General features: G+C 35.7%; 16 protein-coding genes. 15 read left to right on the top strand and 1 reads right to left on the bottom strand.

Going from position 1 to position 19,639, the window contains the following annotated elements; translation table 11 throughout:
- The first annotated feature begins 7 nt into the window (after nucleotides 1-7).
- The 5 genes from phoU to DS745_RS18715 all read left to right on the top strand — a co-directional run bounded on the left by phoU (nucleotide 8) and on the right by DS745_RS18715 (nucleotide 4,793).
- Nucleotides 8-664 carry a phosphate signaling complex protein PhoU gene (gene phoU, locus DS745_RS18735; protein ID WP_129079739.1) on the top strand — a complete coding sequence of 219 codons (657 nt, stop codon included), beginning with the start codon at nucleotides 8-10 and terminating at the stop codon, nucleotides 662-664.
- A gap of 70 nt (nucleotides 665-734) precedes the next feature.
- A complete protein-coding gene (locus DS745_RS18730) occupies nucleotides 735-1,472 on the top strand; it encodes a response regulator transcription factor (protein WP_129079738.1) in 738 nt (245 codons plus the stop codon).
- 129 nt (nucleotides 1,473-1,601) lie between these two features.
- Nucleotides 1,602-2,420 carry an alpha/beta fold hydrolase gene (locus DS745_RS18725; RefSeq protein WP_129079737.1) on the top strand — a complete coding sequence of 273 codons (819 nt, stop codon included), beginning with the start codon at nucleotides 1,602-1,604 and terminating at the stop codon, nucleotides 2,418-2,420.
- A 96-nt stretch (nucleotides 2,421-2,516) separates the two neighbouring features.
- Nucleotides 2,517-3,407, top strand: a complete 891-nt coding sequence (gene galU / locus DS745_RS18720; RefSeq protein ID WP_129079736.1) for a UTP--glucose-1-phosphate uridylyltransferase GalU — start codon at nucleotides 2,517-2,519, stop codon at nucleotides 3,405-3,407.
- 21 nt (nucleotides 3,408-3,428) lie between these two features.
- Nucleotides 3,429-4,793, top strand: a complete 1,365-nt coding sequence (locus DS745_RS18715; protein WP_129079735.1) for a UDP-glucose dehydrogenase family protein — start codon at nucleotides 3,429-3,431, stop codon at nucleotides 4,791-4,793.
- Between the two features lie 70 nt (nucleotides 4,794-4,863).
- Here DS745_RS18715 and DS745_RS18710 read toward each other — a convergent pair whose 3' ends face one another.
- Nucleotides 4,864-5,394 carry a phosphatase PAP2 family protein gene (locus DS745_RS18710; RefSeq protein ID WP_161568316.1) on the bottom strand — a complete coding sequence of 177 codons (531 nt, stop codon included), beginning with the start codon at nucleotides 5,392-5,394 and terminating at the stop codon, nucleotides 4,864-4,866.
- A 191-nt stretch (nucleotides 5,395-5,585) separates the two neighbouring features.
- Here DS745_RS18710 and DS745_RS18705 point away from each other — a divergent pair, with 191 nt between their 5' ends.
- From DS745_RS18705 to DS745_RS18660, 10 genes are all read left to right on the top strand, one after another.
- Nucleotides 5,586-6,728 carry a glycosyltransferase family 4 protein gene (locus DS745_RS18705; RefSeq protein WP_129079733.1) on the top strand — a complete coding sequence of 381 codons (1,143 nt, stop codon included), beginning with the start codon at nucleotides 5,586-5,588 and terminating at the stop codon, nucleotides 6,726-6,728.
- Between the two features lie 31 nt (nucleotides 6,729-6,759).
- Nucleotides 6,760-7,899 (top strand): MGDG synthase family glycosyltransferase, encoded by a 1,140-nt coding sequence (locus tag DS745_RS18700; protein ID WP_129079732.1) that lies wholly within the window; start codon nucleotides 6,760-6,762, stop codon nucleotides 7,897-7,899.
- Nucleotides 7,900-7,914: 15 nt separating this feature from the next.
- Complete coding sequence (locus DS745_RS18695; RefSeq protein WP_129079731.1) at nucleotides 7,915-8,865, top strand: metal-dependent hydrolase; 951 nt, start codon at nucleotides 7,915-7,917, stop codon at nucleotides 8,863-8,865.
- A gap of 162 nt (nucleotides 8,866-9,027) precedes the next feature.
- Nucleotides 9,028-9,816 (top strand): HAD family hydrolase, encoded by a 789-nt coding sequence (locus DS745_RS18690; protein ID WP_129079730.1) that lies wholly within the window; start codon nucleotides 9,028-9,030, stop codon nucleotides 9,814-9,816.
- Between the two features lie 65 nt (nucleotides 9,817-9,881).
- Complete coding sequence (locus DS745_RS18685) at nucleotides 9,882-11,126, top strand: MFS transporter (protein ID WP_129079729.1); 1,245 nt, start codon at nucleotides 9,882-9,884, stop codon at nucleotides 11,124-11,126.
- A 96-nt stretch (nucleotides 11,127-11,222) separates the two neighbouring features.
- On the top strand, nucleotides 11,223-14,168 hold the full coding sequence (locus DS745_RS18680) for a PD-(D/E)XK nuclease family protein (RefSeq protein ID WP_129079728.1): 2,946 nt from the start codon (nucleotides 11,223-11,225) through the stop codon (nucleotides 14,166-14,168).
- A complete protein-coding gene (locus tag DS745_RS18675; protein WP_129079727.1) occupies nucleotides 14,165-17,608 on the top strand; it encodes a UvrD-helicase domain-containing protein in 3,444 nt (1,147 codons plus the stop codon). The genes DS745_RS18680 and DS745_RS18675 overlap by 4 nt, the downstream gene beginning before the upstream one ends.
- Nucleotides 17,609-18,084: 476 nt before the next feature.
- The gene (locus tag DS745_RS18670; RefSeq protein ID WP_161568315.1) at nucleotides 18,085-18,234 is read left to right on the top strand and encodes a YrzI family small protein; all 150 of its coding nucleotides are present in this window, start codon (nucleotides 18,085-18,087) and stop codon (nucleotides 18,232-18,234) included.
- Nucleotides 18,235-18,367: 133 nt separating this feature from the next.
- Complete coding sequence (locus DS745_RS18665; protein ID WP_129079725.1) at nucleotides 18,368-18,517, top strand: YrzI family small protein; 150 nt, start codon at nucleotides 18,368-18,370, stop codon at nucleotides 18,515-18,517.
- A gap of 144 nt (nucleotides 18,518-18,661) precedes the next feature.
- Complete coding sequence (locus tag DS745_RS18660; protein WP_129079724.1) at nucleotides 18,662-19,483, top strand: HAD family hydrolase; 822 nt, start codon at nucleotides 18,662-18,664, stop codon at nucleotides 19,481-19,483.
- The last annotated feature ends 156 nt before the right edge of the window (nucleotides 19,484-19,639 follow it).

The raw sequence follows: 19,639 nt of genomic DNA, 5'->3' as shown, positions 1-19,639 counted from the left end.
AGTTTGCATGCACACTAGAGAAACGTTTCATACGGGGTTAAGTGGGTTAAAAGAGAGTATTGTATCATTAGGTAATCAAGTGAACGAGGCATTTATACAAGCAATGGAAGCATTCATTACCAATGACTTAGCAAAATTTAAAGAGATTAAGGAAAATGACGCGAGAATAAACCAACAAGAAATTCAAATTAACGAGAAGGCAACTGTACTAATTGCCCGACAACAACCAGTAGCTTCAGACCTTAGAAAGATTATTGTCGCTTATAAGGTTTCGAGTGATTTAGAAAGAGTAGGCGATTTAGCTGTTGATATTTGTAAGGCAGCCGGGCGTATTCCAATGACAGAGTTAGAAATTGATACAAGTTTGTTGTCACAAATGTCAGAGTTAGCAAGTGAAATGATTTCAAAGGCATTAATTGCTTATGAACAAGGTAATGTCCTTGAAGCACAAAAAATTGCTCAGTTAGATGACAAAGTAGACGAAATGTACTCTCAATTTGTAAAAAAAATATTTAACATTGTTATTTCGGAGCAACTTGAGATTGAACAAGTAACACAATTAGCTTTTATTTCACGATACATTGAACGAATTGCTGACTATGCAACAAATATTGCCGAGTTAATTATTTATGAAGTAAATGGTAAATATTTCGATTTAAATTAGTTTTTTAAAAGGGGAGACAGAATATGTCTCTCCTTAAAAACCTAGAATTAGAACTATCTGGAGGTCGCAAATGAGCCAAACAGTTCTCATCATAAATCCAGAACCACTTATTACTTCAAAGGTAAGTGACTCGTTCCGTGAAGCTGGATTTTTACATTGTCATACTAGTGATTTAGAAGAAGGGTTACACTTAATAAAGGACTTACAACCTGTCCTAATCATTTTAGACTTAGATTTTACCAGGTATCAAGCATTTGATTTCTGTAGAACCCTCAGAATGCAACAACAAAATTGGACGCCACTTATTTTAATGTCAGAGCGAGATGAGGAATTTGATCTCGTACTAGGTTTGGAACTAGGCGCAGACGACTATATCCGTAAACCAGTAAGAGCAAAAGAATTAGTTGCTAGAGTAAAATCAATCTTGAGACGTCAAAGTATGGTTTGGCCAGACCTACGACAAGAAGTTTCGAACTTACCATTAAAAGATGACATTCTGGTAAATGGTGATATTTCAATATCACCTGCAAACTACAGTGTTTATGTCAAAAATATTCTGATAGATTTAACTATGAAAGAATTTGAAATACTACTTTACCTTTGTCAAAACAAAGGAACGCCTATATCAAGAGAACAATTGCTATCAGTTGTAGGTGATGAGCAGATACTTGCAGACCCACGTGTTATTGATGTCTTCATTAGTAGAATACGGGAAAAGATTGAACCTTGTAGAAACAAGCCATTGTATATTAAAACCGTTAGAGGAATTGGTTATATGATGGTTGAGCAAAAAGTATATGTACTCTAGAGAACCTTCTATCTAAGTGACCTAGAAGGTTTTTAGGTATTGTTAACTATATTAAATTTAGGTAAAAGCTACATTGTATTACATCTGCTCGAACATAATAGATATACTACTATTTGCGGAGTGAATACTATGTCGCTTAATCAAACGTTCATAAAAGTAGATCATATAAATATCTATTGTGAATATTCATTAAATGAAAAACCCCCAATATTCTTAATCCACGGGTTCGCTTCTTCGACATACACCTTCAATCGTCTTTTACCTCTACTCGAAAGAAATTTTTCTATCATTGCCATTGATTTGCCTGGATTTGGTAGAAGTGAGAAGTCAAAGTCATTTCATTATTCATTTGCTAATTACGCAAAATTAATAGGTGAATGTATCAATTACTTTAATCTTAACAAGGTTACTATTGTTGGTCATTCAATGGGTGGACAAATCGCCTTGTATGTGGCTAAAGCTATTCCTGAGAAAATTAATAAATTAATTCTATTAGGTAGTTCCGGTTACTTACAGAAAGCGAAAAAATCCTTAATTTGTTGTTCATATGTACCTTTTTTCTGCCATTTTGTTAAATGGTATGTCTTAAAAAAAGATGTAAAGGAGTATTTACATAACGTTTTTTATAATAAGTCCTTAATTACAAAACAGCATATTGATGAGTTTGCAAAGCCTTTAGCAGAAAAAGACTTTTATAGCTCACTAGTACGTTTATTAAGGTACCGCGAAGGCGATTTAACGAGTGAGGAGTTACGAGAAATAAATCTACCGGTCCTCTTGATTTGGGGCAAAGAAGATCGCGTTGTTCCTGTTCACGTTGGTAATAAACTAGTGGAAGATTTGCCTAACGCTACTTTAGTCACGTATAAAGAAGCAGGGCACTTAATCACTGAGGAACGACCAACGGAAGTTTTTCAACAAATCCTTACTTATACATCGTGTAAATAACCTCAATCTATCTTTAGGGAATCTTTACTGTAGCTTAATAATCTCTTGATAAAATGGTGGGTATAAAGCTTACTATTTTTTTCGGGAGGTTAGGTTATGAAGATTCGCAAGGCAATTATTCCGGCAGGTGGATTAGGTACAAGATTTCTACCAGCAACAAAAGCTCAACCAAAGGAAATGTTACCAATTGTTGATAAACCTACCATTCAGTATATTGTTGAAGAAGCAGTGGAATCTGGGATTGAAGATATTATCATTGTGAGTGGTCGGGGAAAACGGGCGATAGAAGACCACTTTGATAAGTCCTATGAGCTAGAGGCTACACTTTCGTCTAAACAAAAGTGGATCCAATTAGAAGAAGTTCAGGCAATCTCTAAATTAGCAAATATCCATTATATACGTCAGAAAGAACCTCTCGGCTTAGGTCATGCCATAGCCTCATGCCAATCTTTCATCGATGACGAACCTTTTGCTGTACTGCTTGGTGACGATATTGTGAAATCCATTGATACCCCATGTCTAAAACAACTTATCTCCATTCATCAAAGGTATCACTCTTCAGTAGTGGGGGTGCAACCGGTAAGTGATGCTGATGTATCAAAGTATGGGATTGTTGCGCCAAAGGGTTCAGAAATTGAAAAAGGTGTTATCCATCTTCAGAGCCTCATTGAAAAACCTGCAATTGAAAAGGCACCATCTAATTATGCAATTATGGGGCGATACATTCTCCGTCCCGAGATATTTCCAATCTTACAAAACCTCAAGCCTGGGGCTGGGGGAGAAATCCAGCTAACGGATGCTATTAATTTGTTAAATGAAACACAAATTGTTTTGGCCTACCACTTTGAAGGGATTCGCTATGACATAGGTGATAAGTTAGGGTTTATTAGAGCTACTCTAGACTTTGCACTTGAAAGAGAAGATCTTCAAACAGACTTACGAATTTATATGGAAGCACTGATTAAGAAACAACCAGTCTTAAAATAATAAGGTGGAGGTTTTGGCATAGTGAAGATATCAGTAGTAGGAACGGGCTATGTTGGGTTAGTGACAGGGGTTACCCTCTCAGAGATCGGCCATCAAGTCATTTGTTTGGATGTAGATACACTGAAAATAAAAATGCTTCGAAATGGTCAATCTCCGATATATGAGCCTGGTTTAGAAGATTTGCTAAGAAAAAATATAAACGATGGAAATATTTGGTTCACATCTTCTTCTACACAAGCCTTTGCAGACTCAGAGGTGATATTCATAGCTGTTGGAACACCTGCTAATCATGACGGTACAGCTAATCTATTTTATCTGGAACAAGCGGTAATTGAAATTGCTAAAAATATCAAAAAACGACAAATAATCGTTACCAAGAGTACAGTCCCTGTAGGCACAAATCAGTACATTAAGAAGCTAATTGAAAAATATACAACTGTTGAATTTGATATTGTATCGAACCCCGAATTTTTACGTGAGGGTTCGGCTATCTACGATATGTTTCATGGAGATCGAATTGTTATTGGGAGTGAATTGGATGAAGCAGCGGCTATTATTGGCCAGCTATATAAACCCTTGAAAATACCAATCTATAAGACTGACATTCGCAGTGCTGAAATGATTAAGTATGCCTCAAATGCATTTCTGGCTACAAAAATAAGTTTTATTAACGAAATTGCAAATCTTTGTGACAAAGTGGGTGCGAATGTCGAAGCGGTTTCTTACGGTATGGGACTCGATCAACGAATCGGAAACCAATTTTTACAGGCTGGGATTGGGTATGGGGGCTCTTGTTTTCCAAAAGATACTAAAGCTCTAGTTCAACTAGCTGGAAATGTAAAGCATGAGTTTGAGCTTCTGAAGGCGGTTATAGATGTAAACAATAAACAGCAAATGCTACTAGTAGAAAAAGTTAAAAAACGAATAACATCATTGTTACACAAGAATATTGCTGTTCTAGGTCTAAGCTTTAAGCCAAACACTGATGACATGAGAGAAGCAGCATCACTAGTCATTATTGAAGAATTAGTGAAACAGGGTGCAACAGTCATAGCGTATGATCCAGTTGCTATAGATGAAGCAAAAAAATACTTGCCAACAGAAGTTGTTTATGCCAAAAGTATTGAAACGGCAATAATAGATGCCGATGTGGTTTTGATCTTAACGGAATGGGAAGAAATTAAAAGCTTTAATCTGCATCAGTACAAAGCACTAATGAAGAAAGCGGTCATATTTGACGGTCGTAATTGCTATTCTCTTCCAGAAGCAGAGAGGGCAGGTGTTGAATACTATTCTGTTGGGCGCCCTTTAGTGATGAAACAGACGATTGATGAAGCTAGTCTATCTCCTATCTATAGTGACAAAAAGGACACTACGGCAAGTTAGCGATTTATAAAGATCTGATAGTAACAAGCAAAAACCCAAAGTCCTAAATATGGACTTTGGGTTTTTGTATCTAAAGTAAGCCAAGCCAGACAAGAATGATTGAACTAATTGTTCCGAGCAAAGCTCCTATGATGCAATCTGTTGGGTAATGTAGACCAAGGTACATTCTAGAAAATCCTATCATTAAAGCAATCGGTAGAAGTATGATTGCAAGCAAAAGAGAATGTAAAGAGAAGACAATAGCAATTGAAAAAGCTGCTGTTGTATGTCCAGAAGGAAAGGAATAATCTTTAAGAGGGTTTGAGCTTAAATTTACACCAGTAAGTTTATCGTAGGGGCGTTTGCGACAATACACCTTTTTAATAAGATGCACAATAACGTGGCTTAATGCTAAAGATAATAGTGCTTCAATAGCCCAATATCTAATCAGGCTCTCACTAAAAAAGATAATGATGAATAGTGAAGTAATTGTAAAAGTTGCACCACCCATATGTGTCAATTTAGGTAAAAGAAAATCAAAAATTCTACATCGTAATTGTTGGTTAACAAAATGAAAAATATGAGTATCGTTCGTTGTAATCCATGTGACTAACCGGTTCATCACAATTCCCCCGTTCATTCTCTTATGGCATTTGTCGTTACCACCATCCTAATATGAAAATGTTAAGCCAACGTTATCGGATTGTTTAGTTTTCTTAGTAAAAATTAATACGACCTCAATATTGTTTTCACAAATTTTTGTTACATTTAGATTGTGAGTAATAATCCAATAGCGAACGGGAGTGTGTAAAGATGCGAATTGCAATTTTTTCTGATACTTACGCCCCAGAGATTAATGGTGTTGCCAAAACATTAAAAAGGTATACGAATTATCTAGAAGCACGGGGGATTGAATACAAACTATTCGTTCCTGAAAGTAGTACACCTGTGCCAACTGTTCCGCAAGTTCAGAGATTTACGAGCATTCCCTTTGTTTTATATCCTGAATGTCGCATTGCCCTTCCTAACCCACTTCACATTAGACAAACACTTGACGACTTCAATCCATCCCTCATTCATATTGCAACACCCTTTAATCTTGGTCTATTTGGATTGCATTACGGAAAAAAACATAACATTCCTATGGTTGCTTCGTACCACACACATTTTGATGACTACTTAGAGTATTATCACTTAACCTTTTTGCAAAAGTGGATTTGGAAATACATGTCTTGGTTTCATCGTTACTTTGAAAAAGTATATGTCCCATCAGAAAGCACAAGAGAAAAGCTCCTTAGTCAACAGATCCACGACAAGATTGAACTATGGGGCCGCGGGGTTGATCATTCATTTTTCTCGCCCGAAAAACAAACAAGTAAAATTAGAGAAAAATATAACATCAAAGAAAAAAATATTCTCCTTTATGTAGGAAGGATTTCTCCTGAAAAAGATGTTCAGGTGGTACTCAACACATTTCACAAGCTACCAGAAAAAATTAAAAAAGATACTCATTTACTCATGGTTGGTGACGGTCCGCTACTAAAACAATTATCAGAGCTAGAGTGTGAACAAATCACTTGGACTGGGTTTATGGAAGGAAACGATTTAGCTGAGGTATATGCCTCTAGTAACGTTTTTATCTTTCCATCATCAACTGAAACGTTTGGAAATGTAGTATTAGAAGCTCAAAGCTCAGGTTTGCCTGTAATAGGAGCAAGAGCTGGGGGAGTGCAACACCTAATCAATCATGGACAGAATGGCTTTCTATGTGAACCAAAAAATACACAAGAGTTTGCTAGATATACGTCTCTTTTATTAGATGATTGTCAGCTACAGCAGAAATTAGGCGATCATGCTTGTCAGTTTGCTAATGCTCAATCGTGGGAGCAAATATTTGATCGTTTACTTGCTAGTTTTGAAGACGTACTGAAAAAAAAGCAAAGAATTACAGCCTAGCTATATTTTAGTTAAAAGGAGCGTTTCGCATATGGAAGGTCCGAAAGTTTTAATCTTAACATCAAATTACGGAAATGGTCATCTTCAAGTAGCAGATTCACTTGTCCAGGAGTTTAAGCGATCAGGTGGGAATCAAGTCATTGTGAAAGATCTATTTTATGAAACAAGTCCTACTTTTAATGAATGGACCAAAAAAATCTATTTGAAGAGCTTTACTAAAAGTGGCAGGCATATTTATCGACTTTTTTATTACAGTAGTAAGCAAATTACAAAAAGAAAAAATTTAAAACTATTATCCTATGGCTATTCGAAACTATGTAAAATTGTTGATCAAGAAAAGCCAGATGTGATTATTAATACATTTCCGTCTTTTGCCGTTCCGTTTCATCGATCAAAAACGAAAGCTATTATACCTACTTATAATGTGATTACGGATTATTGCTTACACCATTCATGGATACATCCAAACATTGATAAATATTATGTTGCATCGAGAAAACTAAAACAAGATTTACTAGAGCTAGGTATTAGTCAAACAAAGATTTTTGTTTCAGGTATGCCGATTAATCCAGTTTTTGAAGAAACCACGTTCAGAGGAGATCTTGTTCAAAAATATCAAGTAAATCCAACCAAGAAAACAGTTTTAATCGTAGCAGGAGCTTATGGTGTGTCAAATGAAATGAAGGAAATTTGCGACAGATTAAAAGACGATCCTGTCATCCAACTACTCATCGTTTGTGGGAAAAACGTTGAGCTTTATAATCAGTTAAAAACAAAATATCAAACATATACGGATATCAAAGTTTTTGGATATGTAACTGAAATGGCTGAATTATTAAAAATATCTACTTGTGTAATTACAAAACCTGGTGGAATTATTCTATCTGAAGCGATGGCTATGAATACACCGATTGTGTTACCAAAAGCAACTCCTGGGCAGGAACGAGAAAATGCCCAATTTTTTCAAGAACAAGGGGCAGCTGTTTGGCATGAAGATAAAGATAAATTAGTGACTGAAATTAAACATCTTATTCGAAACGAAATGAAACTCATTGAAATGAAGGAAAATCTTTCGATGCTACATTTTCCAAACTCATCCAGAGCAATTATTAATGATATCTTAAGGCAATATGACTGTTCGAAAACAAATGAGAAATATCTTAAACTTTAAAATGGAGGCAGGACGATGGATACAACGACACATGTAACGACAGGTATTAGTCTTGCAGGTTTGTCTTTCTTAGATCCTACGATAGCAAGTCATCCAGATTTAGTAGTTGGGGTGTTATTGTGTACAGTCATCGGCTCAAATGCACCTGATATCGACTTTCTTTTCAAATATAAGGGAAATGAAACATATGTTCAGGAGCATCGGGGCATTAGTCATTCAATACCTGCTGTTCTACTTTTGTCGTTTTTACTATCATTACTAGTTTCATTGTTTTATGGTGGCTCATTCTTTTTCACCTTGTTCCTTTGGACACTGATATCCGTGATCATACACGTTCTATCAGATATTTGTAATATTTATGGTACACAGGCGTTTCGCCCTTTCACAAAGAAGTGGATTGCATTAAATATTCTACCTATTTTTGATCCAGTTGTTATGACCCTACAAGTCATTGGAATTGTGTTATGGATCAATGGTGTTCAGCCTGGATATACGTTTTCATTTGTATTTCTATTTATCCTCAGTTATATTTCCCTTCGTTTTTTCATGGCACAAAAAGTATTAAAAGCCGTTGATGCGAAGAAGAATGAAGTGTATACGATACTACCTTCTTTTAGCGTATTTTCATGGACTGTTATAGCTAGTTGTGAAAATCATTATAGGTTAGGAAAATACAAGCGTGGAAAGGTAAGTTGGTCAAAAGTATTGGATAAGAACTGTGGTGATAATCAAATTATTAAGGCAGCAATGAAAAATCGCTTTGTTCATCAACTACTTCAATATTCGCCTTACTTACATGCAAAAATCGTTAAGAAGCATGACGGCTATGAAGTCCATTGGTTTGATTTACGATATCAATCGAGGATTGATGAACCCTTTGTTGCAATTATTCAGTTAGATCATAAATTAAATCTCGTGAAGAGCTATGTAAAACGTGGGTTAATTTCAATTCCAGAGAGAGTGTAAACTTTCGTTCTAATCTTAACAAATCTCCTAAACTTTTACACTTACTTAAAGAACCCACTAAATTTCCTTAAAGAATGGGTGATAAAGTAGAAATCAGAGGAAGAGCCGGTTTCTTATACGTAGTACTCAAAGCCATTAGTAGGGTAATAGAAGGAGGATGTTATGACAAACTACAAAGCGATTGTCCTAGATTTAGATGGAACATTATTAAAGAAGGATGAAACGATTTCAAGTCAAAATAAAGAGTTTCTATTAGAACAAAAAGAGCAAGGGGTAAAGGTAATTCTAGCAACTGGTCGTCCGATAAATATGACTTTGCAATATCATCAGGAATTACAGTTAGATACCCCGATAATAAGCTTAAACGGAGCAGTTATTTTTGATCGTCAAGAACAGAAGGTAGTTCAACAGTCAATCATTACACCTAAAGAAGTGGAACATGCATTTGAAAAAGTTTCAGATTCTGCGCAAGTGATGATCAGCCATACATCGAAGGCAAATTATCAGATGATAAACTTAGTAGGGAACTATATAACTGAGAATTGGCCAGTTGAACCAACTGGAGCAGTCCCAGCACCATATGAGCCTATCTTAAAACTTTCTGTCCATTTTAAGGATGTTTCATCGGCTTCGGATGCGTTAGCGCTTTTACTAGCACGTTTTGAAATAGCCAATTGGGGAGACAGCTTCGAAATGACGAAAAAGTCAGTAACGAAGTGGCACGCCTTACAAACAGTCTTACATTATTTTCAAATCTTGCCCGAAGAAGTGGTCGCATTTGGTGATGGGCCAAACGATGTGGAAATGTTGAAAAATGTAGGTACAGGAGTTGCGATGGAAAACGGGCGTTTCATGGCAAAGAAAGTTGCAAAATACATTACCACTCATCATGATCAAGACGGTGTTGCAGAATTCTTTAAAATGAATAGAAAGTCATTACAAATCGTTTAAATGAATAATAGGAATACGGCGATACTGAATGTGTATCGCCGTTTTTACGTGAAGGAGATAATCTTATGGACTTGAATATTAATAAGAACAATAGTCAAAAGACGATTACAGCTGTAGCATTAGTTACAGCCATTTGTTTATTAGGAGACTCAATGCTTTACATTGCTCTACCTATTTATTACAAAGAGGTTGGTCTACAGTCCCTATGGGAAGTGGGTTTAATACTATCGCTTAACAGACTAATTCGAATTCCGATTAATCCGTTTGTAGGCTGGGTATATAGAAAAATTTCCTTGAAATTAGGACTAATCATCTCCGTAATTCTAGCAGTTATTACTACGGTAGGTTATGGTATTGGTCACGGGTTATTTATCTGGATTATATTGCGTTGTCTATGGGGTATTTCTTGGTCGTTTTTAAGGCTAGGCGGTATGTTTACAGTGATCGAGTACGCCACTGATGAAAATCGTGGAAGACTTATGGGATTATATAATGGACTTTACAGATTAGGAAGTTTATTCGGAATGTTGCTCGGAGGTATTCTAGTAAGCATCTACGGATTTAGTTTTGTATCGATCTGTTTCGGTCTTTTAATGATTGCCAGCTTTCCGCTTATTAGTTGGTTAGTACCCTCAGTGAACTCTGAGAAAGTAATGGGGGTACCATATATAGATTCATTGAAAAGTTTAGTGACAAAACAAGTCATGTTAGTTATTGTGAGCGGTCTGTTACTAGCATTAATCATTCAAGGGATGTTTGTTTCTACACTTAGTCTAGTTATGCAGGAGCTGTTTACGAATGAAATAAACATCATAGGATTTACTTTAGGGATTACGGCATTAGCAGGGATCATACAAGGAGTACGTTGGGCTTGGGAACCATTTGTTGCGATGAGGTTTGGTCAACTTTCAGACGGTAACAAAGGCAGGCTCCCTTTGTTTATCTTCTTTCTTATGACAGGAGCGATATCTTTTTCATTACTTCCAGTAGGCATGCCAATGCCAATTTGGATTAGCATCACCTTCTTATTTATGTTTTCATCGACTATCTTAACAACACTGATAGATGCGATAGCTGCCGATGTTGGCAAGAAATCTGATCTGAACGTAGTTATGACCTATTACACTGTCTTCTTAGATTTTGGCGCAGCATTAGGGCCAATACTGGCATATTTTATCATAGGTTATCAAAATGGTCTCTTTCTTAGCTTCTTTCTAGGTGGAAGTGTATTAGTGATTTTAGCTTTACTTTGGTCGAAAGAACAGGTAACTTTAAGAAAACATCAAGAGCTAGAGCAATCGTTACTATAGATCTAGTAATTCTTGAATCTATCACCTAATTAATGTAAAATAGATAAGAACGTGTATTCTTATTTTTGTTTATTATATTGTAAGGAGGGTTAAGAGATGTTAGTTGTAAAACCGTCGCCGTTAACAGATGTGGCAAATGTTGACCGACTCACCCAGCATTTCCGAAAACAAAAAGAAGTAGGGAAACCTATTTATTACATATTACCTTCTAATAAGTATCTCCAAGAAGCCAGGAAACGCAAAGCTGGTATGGCATTTAAAACATTTGATGACTTAGCAGATCTAGTTCTTAAAAAAGCAAAAGTAGAATTTTTCCCTGTATCAGAAACGGAGCGGACATTATTCTTCCAGGAACTCATTGCTAGAGATAAAAAGAGATTTCTTCAACCATCTGAGGAGCTTCGACATAAAGCGAAAGCATATGCTGAGACGTATGGTCAATTAAAACGAATCGGCGTAAGCATTCACGAATTGCCACCTCAGTATAAACAAATGCAAAGTGTATTTCAGGAATACGAATTAGAGTGGGTTCAGAAACAACGTTTACTAGACCCAGAAAATCGTATTCATGAAGCAGTTTCGTTACAAATGGAAGACAGCTTAAATTTAGGCGGCATCGTCATTGATGGCTATTTAGACTTTAGTACTCTTCAATATATGGTTATTCAATACTTTGTATCTCTGGGGTTTGATATCACTGTGTATTTGCCAGAAATTGATCATGCTGAAATTCTAGTAGAAACATTAGATCAGCTCTCTATATTAGGTTTTCATGCTGAAAAATCAGAGGAAATTCAAATTGAGAAACTACCTCTTGTTGAAGTAAGTTCAGCTACTACGATGGAAGAGGAAGTCTATGGTGTTCTAGATGACATTAGTCAAAAGTACGATGAACAAGCCATAAAGAATGTAGGTATCCTCTTAGCTGATGAAAGAGCCTATCTTGACATGTTACTAAAAGTAGCCAGAGAGAAAGACATACCAATAAAGCAGCCGATAAAAAAGAACGTAACTGACTCGTTACTTTTTCAATTTATTTATCAGTCTTTGTTAAAGCATAGCGGCAGGTTTTCTAGTCGATGGGACTCTCTCGATTTAATTGATACTTTGTTAAGACTTCAGTTCTTACAGAGCTTTGACTATATGACAAAAAAGAAGGCGTATATCGAGAGCGAATCCTTAGAAGAGAAAATGAAAGAAGCAGTTGAACAGTTTATTTCGTTTCGACAAGAATTACCCAAAAAAGCCAGTTTAGTTTATTACCTCTCAGTAGTAAGAGATTTATTAGCAAAGAGCGAATTAACGGATAACTGGAAAAAACATTTACTACAAGATGAAAATACAAAAAAGCTTCAACAAATTCGGTTTGAGTGGAAAGCTTATGATTTTTTACTAGCATTCCTTAATCAAAAAATAGAAATGTTACAGGAGCAAGGACTTTCAGAACTAGAAGTCCATTATCAAATATTTGTAGAGTGGTTTTATGAGGGATTACAAAGAGGAACAATTTATATTGAACGGGCACCTTTAAAAGGAGTTCAACTATACTCATTTCGCGATATTGCTTTGTTTGAAGGAGAGCATATCTACGTTCTTGGGCTGAATGAAGGAACATTTCCAAAGGGGCATAAACTAGGTGGTTATCTACAAGAAAGTGATTTAAAAAAACTTCCTGTACCATTTGCGGCACCTACTAGCAAACTGTTTAGGAAGAAGGATGATGCCTTTTTTCAACAATTGTTTCTATTAGCGGACAAGCTTTCATTTTCATATGTAGTTGGTGTTGATCCCCATAATCCTTTATTACCTTCAGGATATTTAGAGCCTTGGAAACAGCAAATCATTGATAGAAAATATAGTACTGTCAATCGCTTTGCAAAAAATGAGAGCTTTTCTACCTATGATTACGAAGAAAAGATAGCCTATCATGTTGGCTTAGGAAAACGTGTTTCTTCCATTCCAATGCGATTACAAGCAATGGTTCATACTCTTGACTTTCTAGAAGCAGGAATTGAGCAAGTATCAGCAAAATGGCACGGAAAATTAAAGCGTGAAAAGATGTCGGTCACGATGCTTGAAAGCTATGCGATGTGTCCTTTTAAATATGCGTTGGAACGAATTCTAAATGTTAAGGAGCCAACTGAAAAAAGAACTACGATTGATTTTCGAGATGTAGGTTCAATGCTACATGCGATTATAGAGAAGTTTTATAAACAATTGAATTTAATTGGTAAGCCTTTTTCTACGTTTACAGCAGAAATGACAGAGGAAGCTGATCATATTTTAATGGATATTTTCGAAGATGAGTGGGCTGTAGTTGAACAACAGCATTTAGACTTTTCACAACTACAATTATCAATTGAAAAAGAAGACTGGCAAAAGAAGTTGCGCAAATGGTGGCTTGCTGAGAAAAAACACTTTTGGGAAAATAAACAACTTCAAACGATGCACCTCTTCCGTTTAGAAGAGTCGATTGAACTTGATCTTAAATTGAATGAGGAAGTAACGATTACGTTAACTGGGAAAATAGATAGAATTGATATTGATGAGCATGGCTTTGTAATCTATGACTACAAATCGGGACTTGCTTCATTAAATTTTGATAAGGAAGTTAGGCCAGGTTTGAAACTACAATTACCGTTATATTTAGTGGCGATGGAAAAACGCTTATTAAACGGTCATTATCAAATTGATCTATCTAATATTTTCACAAGTGTACCAGAAAACGTGACAGCTCACGGAGCTTCCTATATTTCTCTAAGAGATCCTTTAAAAAGAGCCGGCAATAGTGTCTGGCGGGAAGAACATTTTGGGAAAAATAGTCCGTTCTCAGTAAATTATCGAGCTACGAAAGAGGAGACCCTTTCGTCTGAAATTCTACTTGCAAAGTATCAATTAAAAGAGCGCTTAGTCGAACTCTTGAATGGCAGTAGTAAGGACTTCTCAGTTAGACCTTTGAAGTGTATTAACAGTTGTGTATATAAACCTGTTTGTCGAGTCACCCAAGATCAAATTGAAGAAGGCGAGGGTGAGTGGAAATGATGAATTTTAACGAGGAACAAAAAGAAGCAATTTTTAGTGAAAAACCTCTCGTTGTAATATCAGCAGGAGCTGGGTCAGGAAAAACCCGGGTATTAACTGAACGTTTTATTTATCTATGTGAACAAAAGCTTCAAGAAAAATTAGGGAATGAAAGCTCAGCGATAGGGGCAGCAGTAGATGAAATTGTCGCAATTACCTTTACTGAGAAAGCAGCCCGAGAGATGAAAGATCGTATCCGCGGACGAATTGAAGAGAAACGGAGATCGGTTGAAACTAGTTATCAAGAAGAAGAGCAGCCTTTAGCGAGGAAATATTGGTTAGAACAAAAAGAGGCGTTGGACGGAGCATTAATAACAACATTCCATAGTTTTTGCCACAGGCTGTTACATGAATATGCCTTTGAAGCAGATATCACACCAAATTTTACGATACTAGATGACATCCAAGCTAAGCTTATTCAAATTGACATATTTGAAGAGATGTTCGACTCACCGGACTACCACCGGATGTGGCAACCTTTATTTAACTATTACACACGAAATCAGTTAAAAGATTCGGTAAAATCAGTGTATAGTCAGATGAAGGAAATAGTTGCAACCGTTTCTTCTATAGAGGAATTCTTTGATAGTGAACAAATTATTGAACTTCAATTAAGCTCTATTAAAACTGATCAGAAAAACGTACTTGAGAGTTTCTATAGAAATGTCAGGCCTTATATCATGATGTTAGAGGAGACAGATAAAGCTCAAAAGAAGATTATCGAGCATTTTGGAACTGTTAGTGAACACTCATTGACTGATCCTGAAACCCTTTTTATCGAGCTAGTAGATTCTATGCCGAAAAAAATCAACAATGCATGGCAGGAAAGTAATCCTCCTTTGTTTGAGTTATATGATCAGTACTTTAAACCACTGAAAGATACGTGGAAAAAACTTCAATTACCAACAGAAGCAGAAATTGAAGAGTTAAGAGAAATTATTAAACTCTTTTCTCATATGCTTACCGTATTTCATGAGCGGTATGACTCAGTGAAACGTGAACGTGCCGCACTAGATTTTTCAGATTTACAGCAACGAGCAATTTCACTTTTAGAAAATGAAGCGGTGCAAAACGCTTGCCGACAAAAGTACAAGCATATGATGATTGATGAGTTCCAGGATACAAATCAGCTTCAAATGAATATGTTGCTATATATTAAACCAGCATACAGATTTGTCGTCGGCGACGGTAAACAATCGATTTACAGTTTCAGAGGTGCTGATGTTAGTTTGATGAAAGAGTTAGTTGAATACTCTAAACAAGACCATCACAGCGACTTTATTAATATGAGCACAAATTATCGAACCTGTGATAGCATTATTCAATTTGTAAACGAGGCGTTTAATGAGATCATGGGTGGCGAAGAATCAAGCTCAGACGTTTCCTATAAAATTAATTATACGAATATCAATAGTCATCGTAATGGAAGCGAAGAACAAAAGTGTCGTGTTGAGTTGATTACGATTCCAGCTGAAGTAGATAACGAGAAAGAAGAAACTGATGATACTAATGATGATGAAGTTCTACAATCTGAATATGAAGTGATTACGAATCGAATGCTCGAAATCATGAGCAAGCAAGATCCAATAGTAGCCGATAAAGAGACGTGGCGAGGAGCTACATGGCGTGATTTTGCCATCTTAATCCAGGCTAGAACGAAGTTAGCAAAGTTAGAGAAATCATTAAAAGATAAAGGAATTCCTTATGTCGTCTACGGTGGAGTTGGGTTCTATGAAAAGCAAGAAGTAAGAGATATGCTCACACTTCTAAACTGGGTTAATCGCCCATGGGAGCCACTTTATATTCTTTCATTATTACGTAGTCCTTTATTCGGAGTTTCAGTAGAAGGATTTTTAACGATTGATGAATGCTTAGAAGAAGAAACTAGTTTGGCAGCCTATATATATGGGGGACACTTTCAAACTGATAGTCATATTGATCAAAATCTTCGAGAAGCACTAGAAAAGTTAAAACAGTTTTATGAAGAGTTTGTTCCTTATATACCTCAATCTTCAATGAAAGAGTATTTAACAGATTTTTTTGTGAATTCAGGTTTAAAGTCAATGTTGCTGCTTCAAAGAAACAATATCCAATTAATTAAGAACGTGGAAAAGTTAATTGATGTTTTGGCACAGTTTCAAACCGCTTCCCTAGATGAGTTGTTAAAACAAGTGAAACAGATAGCAGCCTTGTCTGAGAAAGAAGGCGAAGCTGAAGTTGAGCTTGCTGAAGGAAATATGGTTCATATTATGACTGTACATGCTTCAAAAGGACTAGAATTTCCAATTGTTTTTCTACCTGATTTAGCAAAAGGTCCTAAAGGGGATTCAGGTAGTATCCGATTTGATAAAGACGTTCGCCTTGCCTTGCAGTATAAAAAAGAAGTAGATCCTTTGAAAAGCCCAGAAGAAAAATCTTCACCTTCATTTAAAACAATTAAATCTCGCTCTAAAGACCAAGCAATTGAGGAAGCTAAGCGATTATTTTATGTAGCTGTAACTCGGGCAAGAGACTATTTAGTCTTATCGACTGTCGCAAAGAATAAAAGTGATTCTTGGTATGACATGCTTACTCGCGCATTAGAAGAAAACGGACATTTGCATCCGTTCATCAAAGAAATAGATCAGGTACCTGAGTTGGATAAATGGGAAGATGAGGGAACAATTTATCAACCACCTGCTAATGTAAACAAACAGTTAGTTCAACAGAGTTTTTCTGTTTCTGAAGTTATGACTTTTATTAATGACCCCTTAAACTACTACTATAAATATATTGTAAAAATTGAAGATGAATGGTTAAGAGAAACTACGGAAACAGAATGGAGAAATGATGGTTCTGTTGGCTTATCAGGCGCAACTCTTGGTTCAATCGTTCACCGAGCTTGTGAACTATTAGATAATGGTTACGACTTGGCTGAGGCGAAAGAGGAAGCTCTAGCCATTGTAGAAGATGAGTTTGACAAAAACAAATACGAACTAGGGTTAGATCAACTTATTCAAAATTACCACATACTAGAAGAATTAGATTTAGGGTCTACGGTTGAGAATGAATGGCCATTTATAGTAGAAATTGAAGAAGTTCAACTTATTGGTGAAATCGATAAAATCGTAGAAAAGAATGGTCAGTATCATTTGATTGATTTAAAAACGAATAAGAGCTCAAATTACAATGAGTTAGTTGATTATTACACACCGCAACTCTACCTATACAAAATGGCTTTTGAGCAAACATATAATCGAGATGTAAAGGATCTGTCTTTATTTTTTATGAGGGGTGGCAAAGAAGGGTTTTATACAATACCGTTATCTACTACGTATGAGGAAGAGCTTAGGAATGTAATAAAAAGAATGGCGTTCCTCAAAAAGACAAACGCACCTAAACAGGCTTATATCCAGCTTTAAATTATTTTTAAAATTAATGTTTACAAACTCTCTATTATTGGATATAATTTCCTATGTAAGATAAATATACCTTGAAAGGAGCTGAACGAAATGATCATGAATAAAGGAATGGTATCAATCGTTAACCAACTAAATATCTTTCGTTCGGTATCTGAAGCGTAGTTATTTTATCAATCATTGGAATTATAAAATAATTTATTATGCCACAGGACCGTGTAGATCCTGTGGCTTTTAATTTTTGAAAGATGTACGAATAAGTATGTCAAAAGCTAAACCACAGGGCCTATTTCCCTGTGGTTTTTTGTTTTAAGTATCAGTCTTAAGACTGAAGAAATTCACAACTTCTGACTGTTTAGTGGCAGAGGGAAACTTTATAAAATAAAACCAGAGGTAAAGAGGGAATTGCCAGTGAAGAAATGGTAAAAGATTTCTTAGCTGTTCAATCATAAATAATGGAATTTGAAGGAGGTGAGGTTATGTTAGTAAATTTATTCTTTTTCACTATAACGATATCAAAACGCAAATATTCTAGTGATGAAATTGAAAAAGCATATGAAATGAATAAGATCGAATCACATATTGAACGATCAAAATCTAAGCAGTTTGAACAAATGAAATTTCTATAAGTTTTTTAATCTTTCTAATCTAATCATAAGGAGGTTTTTTAAATGTCAATGAGAATTTGCTTTCCAGTATTAGCTTGGTACAAAAAGGTGAAAGGCTTAACCTAATTACGGTTATTTGAAGGGAGGTCTTAGGATGGTATTTAATATTTTCTTTTTAACAATTACCATTACGAAACGACAATTATCTAGAGTTGATCTTGAGCGTGCGCTAAAAGCACAAATAAATGAACAACTTGTTGAAGAAAATCGTCAACGTAGTATAACACTACAACGTATAATATAAAATATTAGTAGAGACTACCCCTCAGGTAGTCTCTTATTAATAGAATTAACAAATCTAAATTTTCTTTTAATAGTAAGTTACTTGTTTTCTTTGAAAGATTATACTACTCTTTTTAAGTACAGGTAGAAAGGAAGTGCGATACATATGGAACAAATGATTAGAAATGGACAAGTTTTTGTATTTGATTTAGATGGAACTTTATATGAGGGAACGGATCACTTTGATTATTATGCTGAACGACTATTGTTGGACGTAGCAGAAGAAAATAAAGAGGCGTTTCGGATTGATTATGAAAAAATGAAGACCGGAGATCATCCTGTGAAGATTGGAAAAGCATATGACGTAGAGCGTGATATGGTTTTAACTCTTGACCCGTTTACGTTAAAAGTAGTCAAAGCAGAAAACTGGGCTGGAGAAGAGTTGTCCGAAGAAAAGAAAAATGAATTATATAGTGGTCTGTTAGCCTTCAATTTTGAAACAATGATTGCAATTGGGGATGGCTGGTGGCTACCATTCGTGGCTGCAAAGCATTATGGCGTGCAGAAATGTTATCCTCGATATGTTGAAACGAAGGAATATATGGTGACTGAACAATTTCAATTAGAACAAATTCCTGGTGTTAGACAAGGCCTTGAGAAACTAAAAGAAACAAAAAAAATTGTTCTTGTGACGAACAGTGATATTGATGATGTAGGTCGTTTGTTAAAAGAGTTAAATCTAGATGGGATTTTTGAGCATATTGTAACTTCTGCTCAAAAGCCTTCAAGAACAGTAGAAATTTTTAAACAAATCATTGAACAGTATGAAGTGAAGCCAGAAGAAGTAGTCTCTATCGGTGATAACTTTATCAACGAGATCGCCCCCGCACTTCAAATGGGGATGAGTGCTATTTATATCGATCCACTCCAAGGAGATCTTTCACATGACCAATTGCAAGTCGTCAAAAGTCTTGGAGACTGTTTTTAATTAAGTAAAGAAGCTGATTTAGAAGGACGTTGTCCTTTTAAATCAGCTTTTTCTTATAGGCTCTTTTCGTAAACATTGTGGCTTTTTCAGCCTAAAATAATCGGAAAAATACCCTAGATGAAGATATCAGCCAATAAATTATGTAAGAAAAGAGCA

It is taken from the genome of Anaerobacillus alkaliphilus, assembly GCF_004116265.1.
Classification (GTDB): Bacteria; Bacillota; Bacilli; order Bacillales; family Anaerobacillaceae; genus Anaerobacillus; species Anaerobacillus alkaliphilus.
Note: the sequence above shows the minus strand (reverse complement) of the source record. Positions and strands in the feature narration are given on the sequence as shown.

What these genes read in the sequence shown, in the direction of transcription:
- DS745_RS18730 (WP_129079738.1), top strand. Translation starts at nt 735, where the DNA reads ATGAGCCAAACAGTTCTCATCATAAATCCAGAACCACTTATTACTTCA.
- DS745_RS18660 (WP_129079724.1), top strand. Translation starts at nt 18,662, where the DNA reads ATGGAACAAATGATTAGAAATGGACAAGTTTTTGTATTTGATTTAGAT.
- DS745_RS18705 (WP_129079733.1), top strand. Translation starts at nt 5,586, where the DNA reads ATGCGAATTGCAATTTTTTCTGATACTTACGCCCCAGAGATTAATGGT.
- DS745_RS18665 (WP_129079725.1), top strand. Translation starts at nt 18,368, where the DNA reads ATGGTATTTAATATTTTCTTTTTAACAATTACCATTACGAAACGACAA.
- DS745_RS18700 (WP_129079732.1), top strand. Translation starts at nt 6,760, where the DNA reads ATGGAAGGTCCGAAAGTTTTAATCTTAACATCAAATTACGGAAATGGT.
- DS745_RS18670 (WP_161568315.1), top strand. Translation starts at nt 18,085, where the DNA reads ATGTTAGTAAATTTATTCTTTTTCACTATAACGATATCAAAACGCAAA.
- DS745_RS18685 (WP_129079729.1), top strand. Translation starts at nt 9,882, where the DNA reads ATGGACTTGAATATTAATAAGAACAATAGTCAAAAGACGATTACAGCT.
- phoU (WP_129079739.1), top strand. Translation starts at nt 8, where the DNA reads ATGCACACTAGAGAAACGTTTCATACGGGGTTAAGTGGGTTAAAAGAG.
- DS745_RS18690 (WP_129079730.1), top strand. Translation starts at nt 9,028, where the DNA reads ATGACAAACTACAAAGCGATTGTCCTAGATTTAGATGGAACATTATTA.
- galU (WP_129079736.1), top strand. Translation starts at nt 2,517, where the DNA reads ATGAAGATTCGCAAGGCAATTATTCCGGCAGGTGGATTAGGTACAAGA.
- DS745_RS18675 (WP_129079727.1), top strand. Translation starts at nt 14,165, where the DNA reads ATGATGAATTTTAACGAGGAACAAAAAGAAGCAATTTTTAGTGAAAAA.
- DS745_RS18680 (WP_129079728.1), top strand. Translation starts at nt 11,223, where the DNA reads ATGTTAGTTGTAAAACCGTCGCCGTTAACAGATGTGGCAAATGTTGAC.
- DS745_RS18710 (WP_161568316.1), bottom strand. Translation starts at nt 5,394, where the DNA reads ATGAACCGGTTAGTCACATGGATTACAACGAACGATACTCATATTTTT.
- DS745_RS18725 (WP_129079737.1), top strand. Translation starts at nt 1,602, where the DNA reads ATGTCGCTTAATCAAACGTTCATAAAAGTAGATCATATAAATATCTAT.
- DS745_RS18695 (WP_129079731.1), top strand. Translation starts at nt 7,915, where the DNA reads ATGGATACAACGACACATGTAACGACAGGTATTAGTCTTGCAGGTTTG.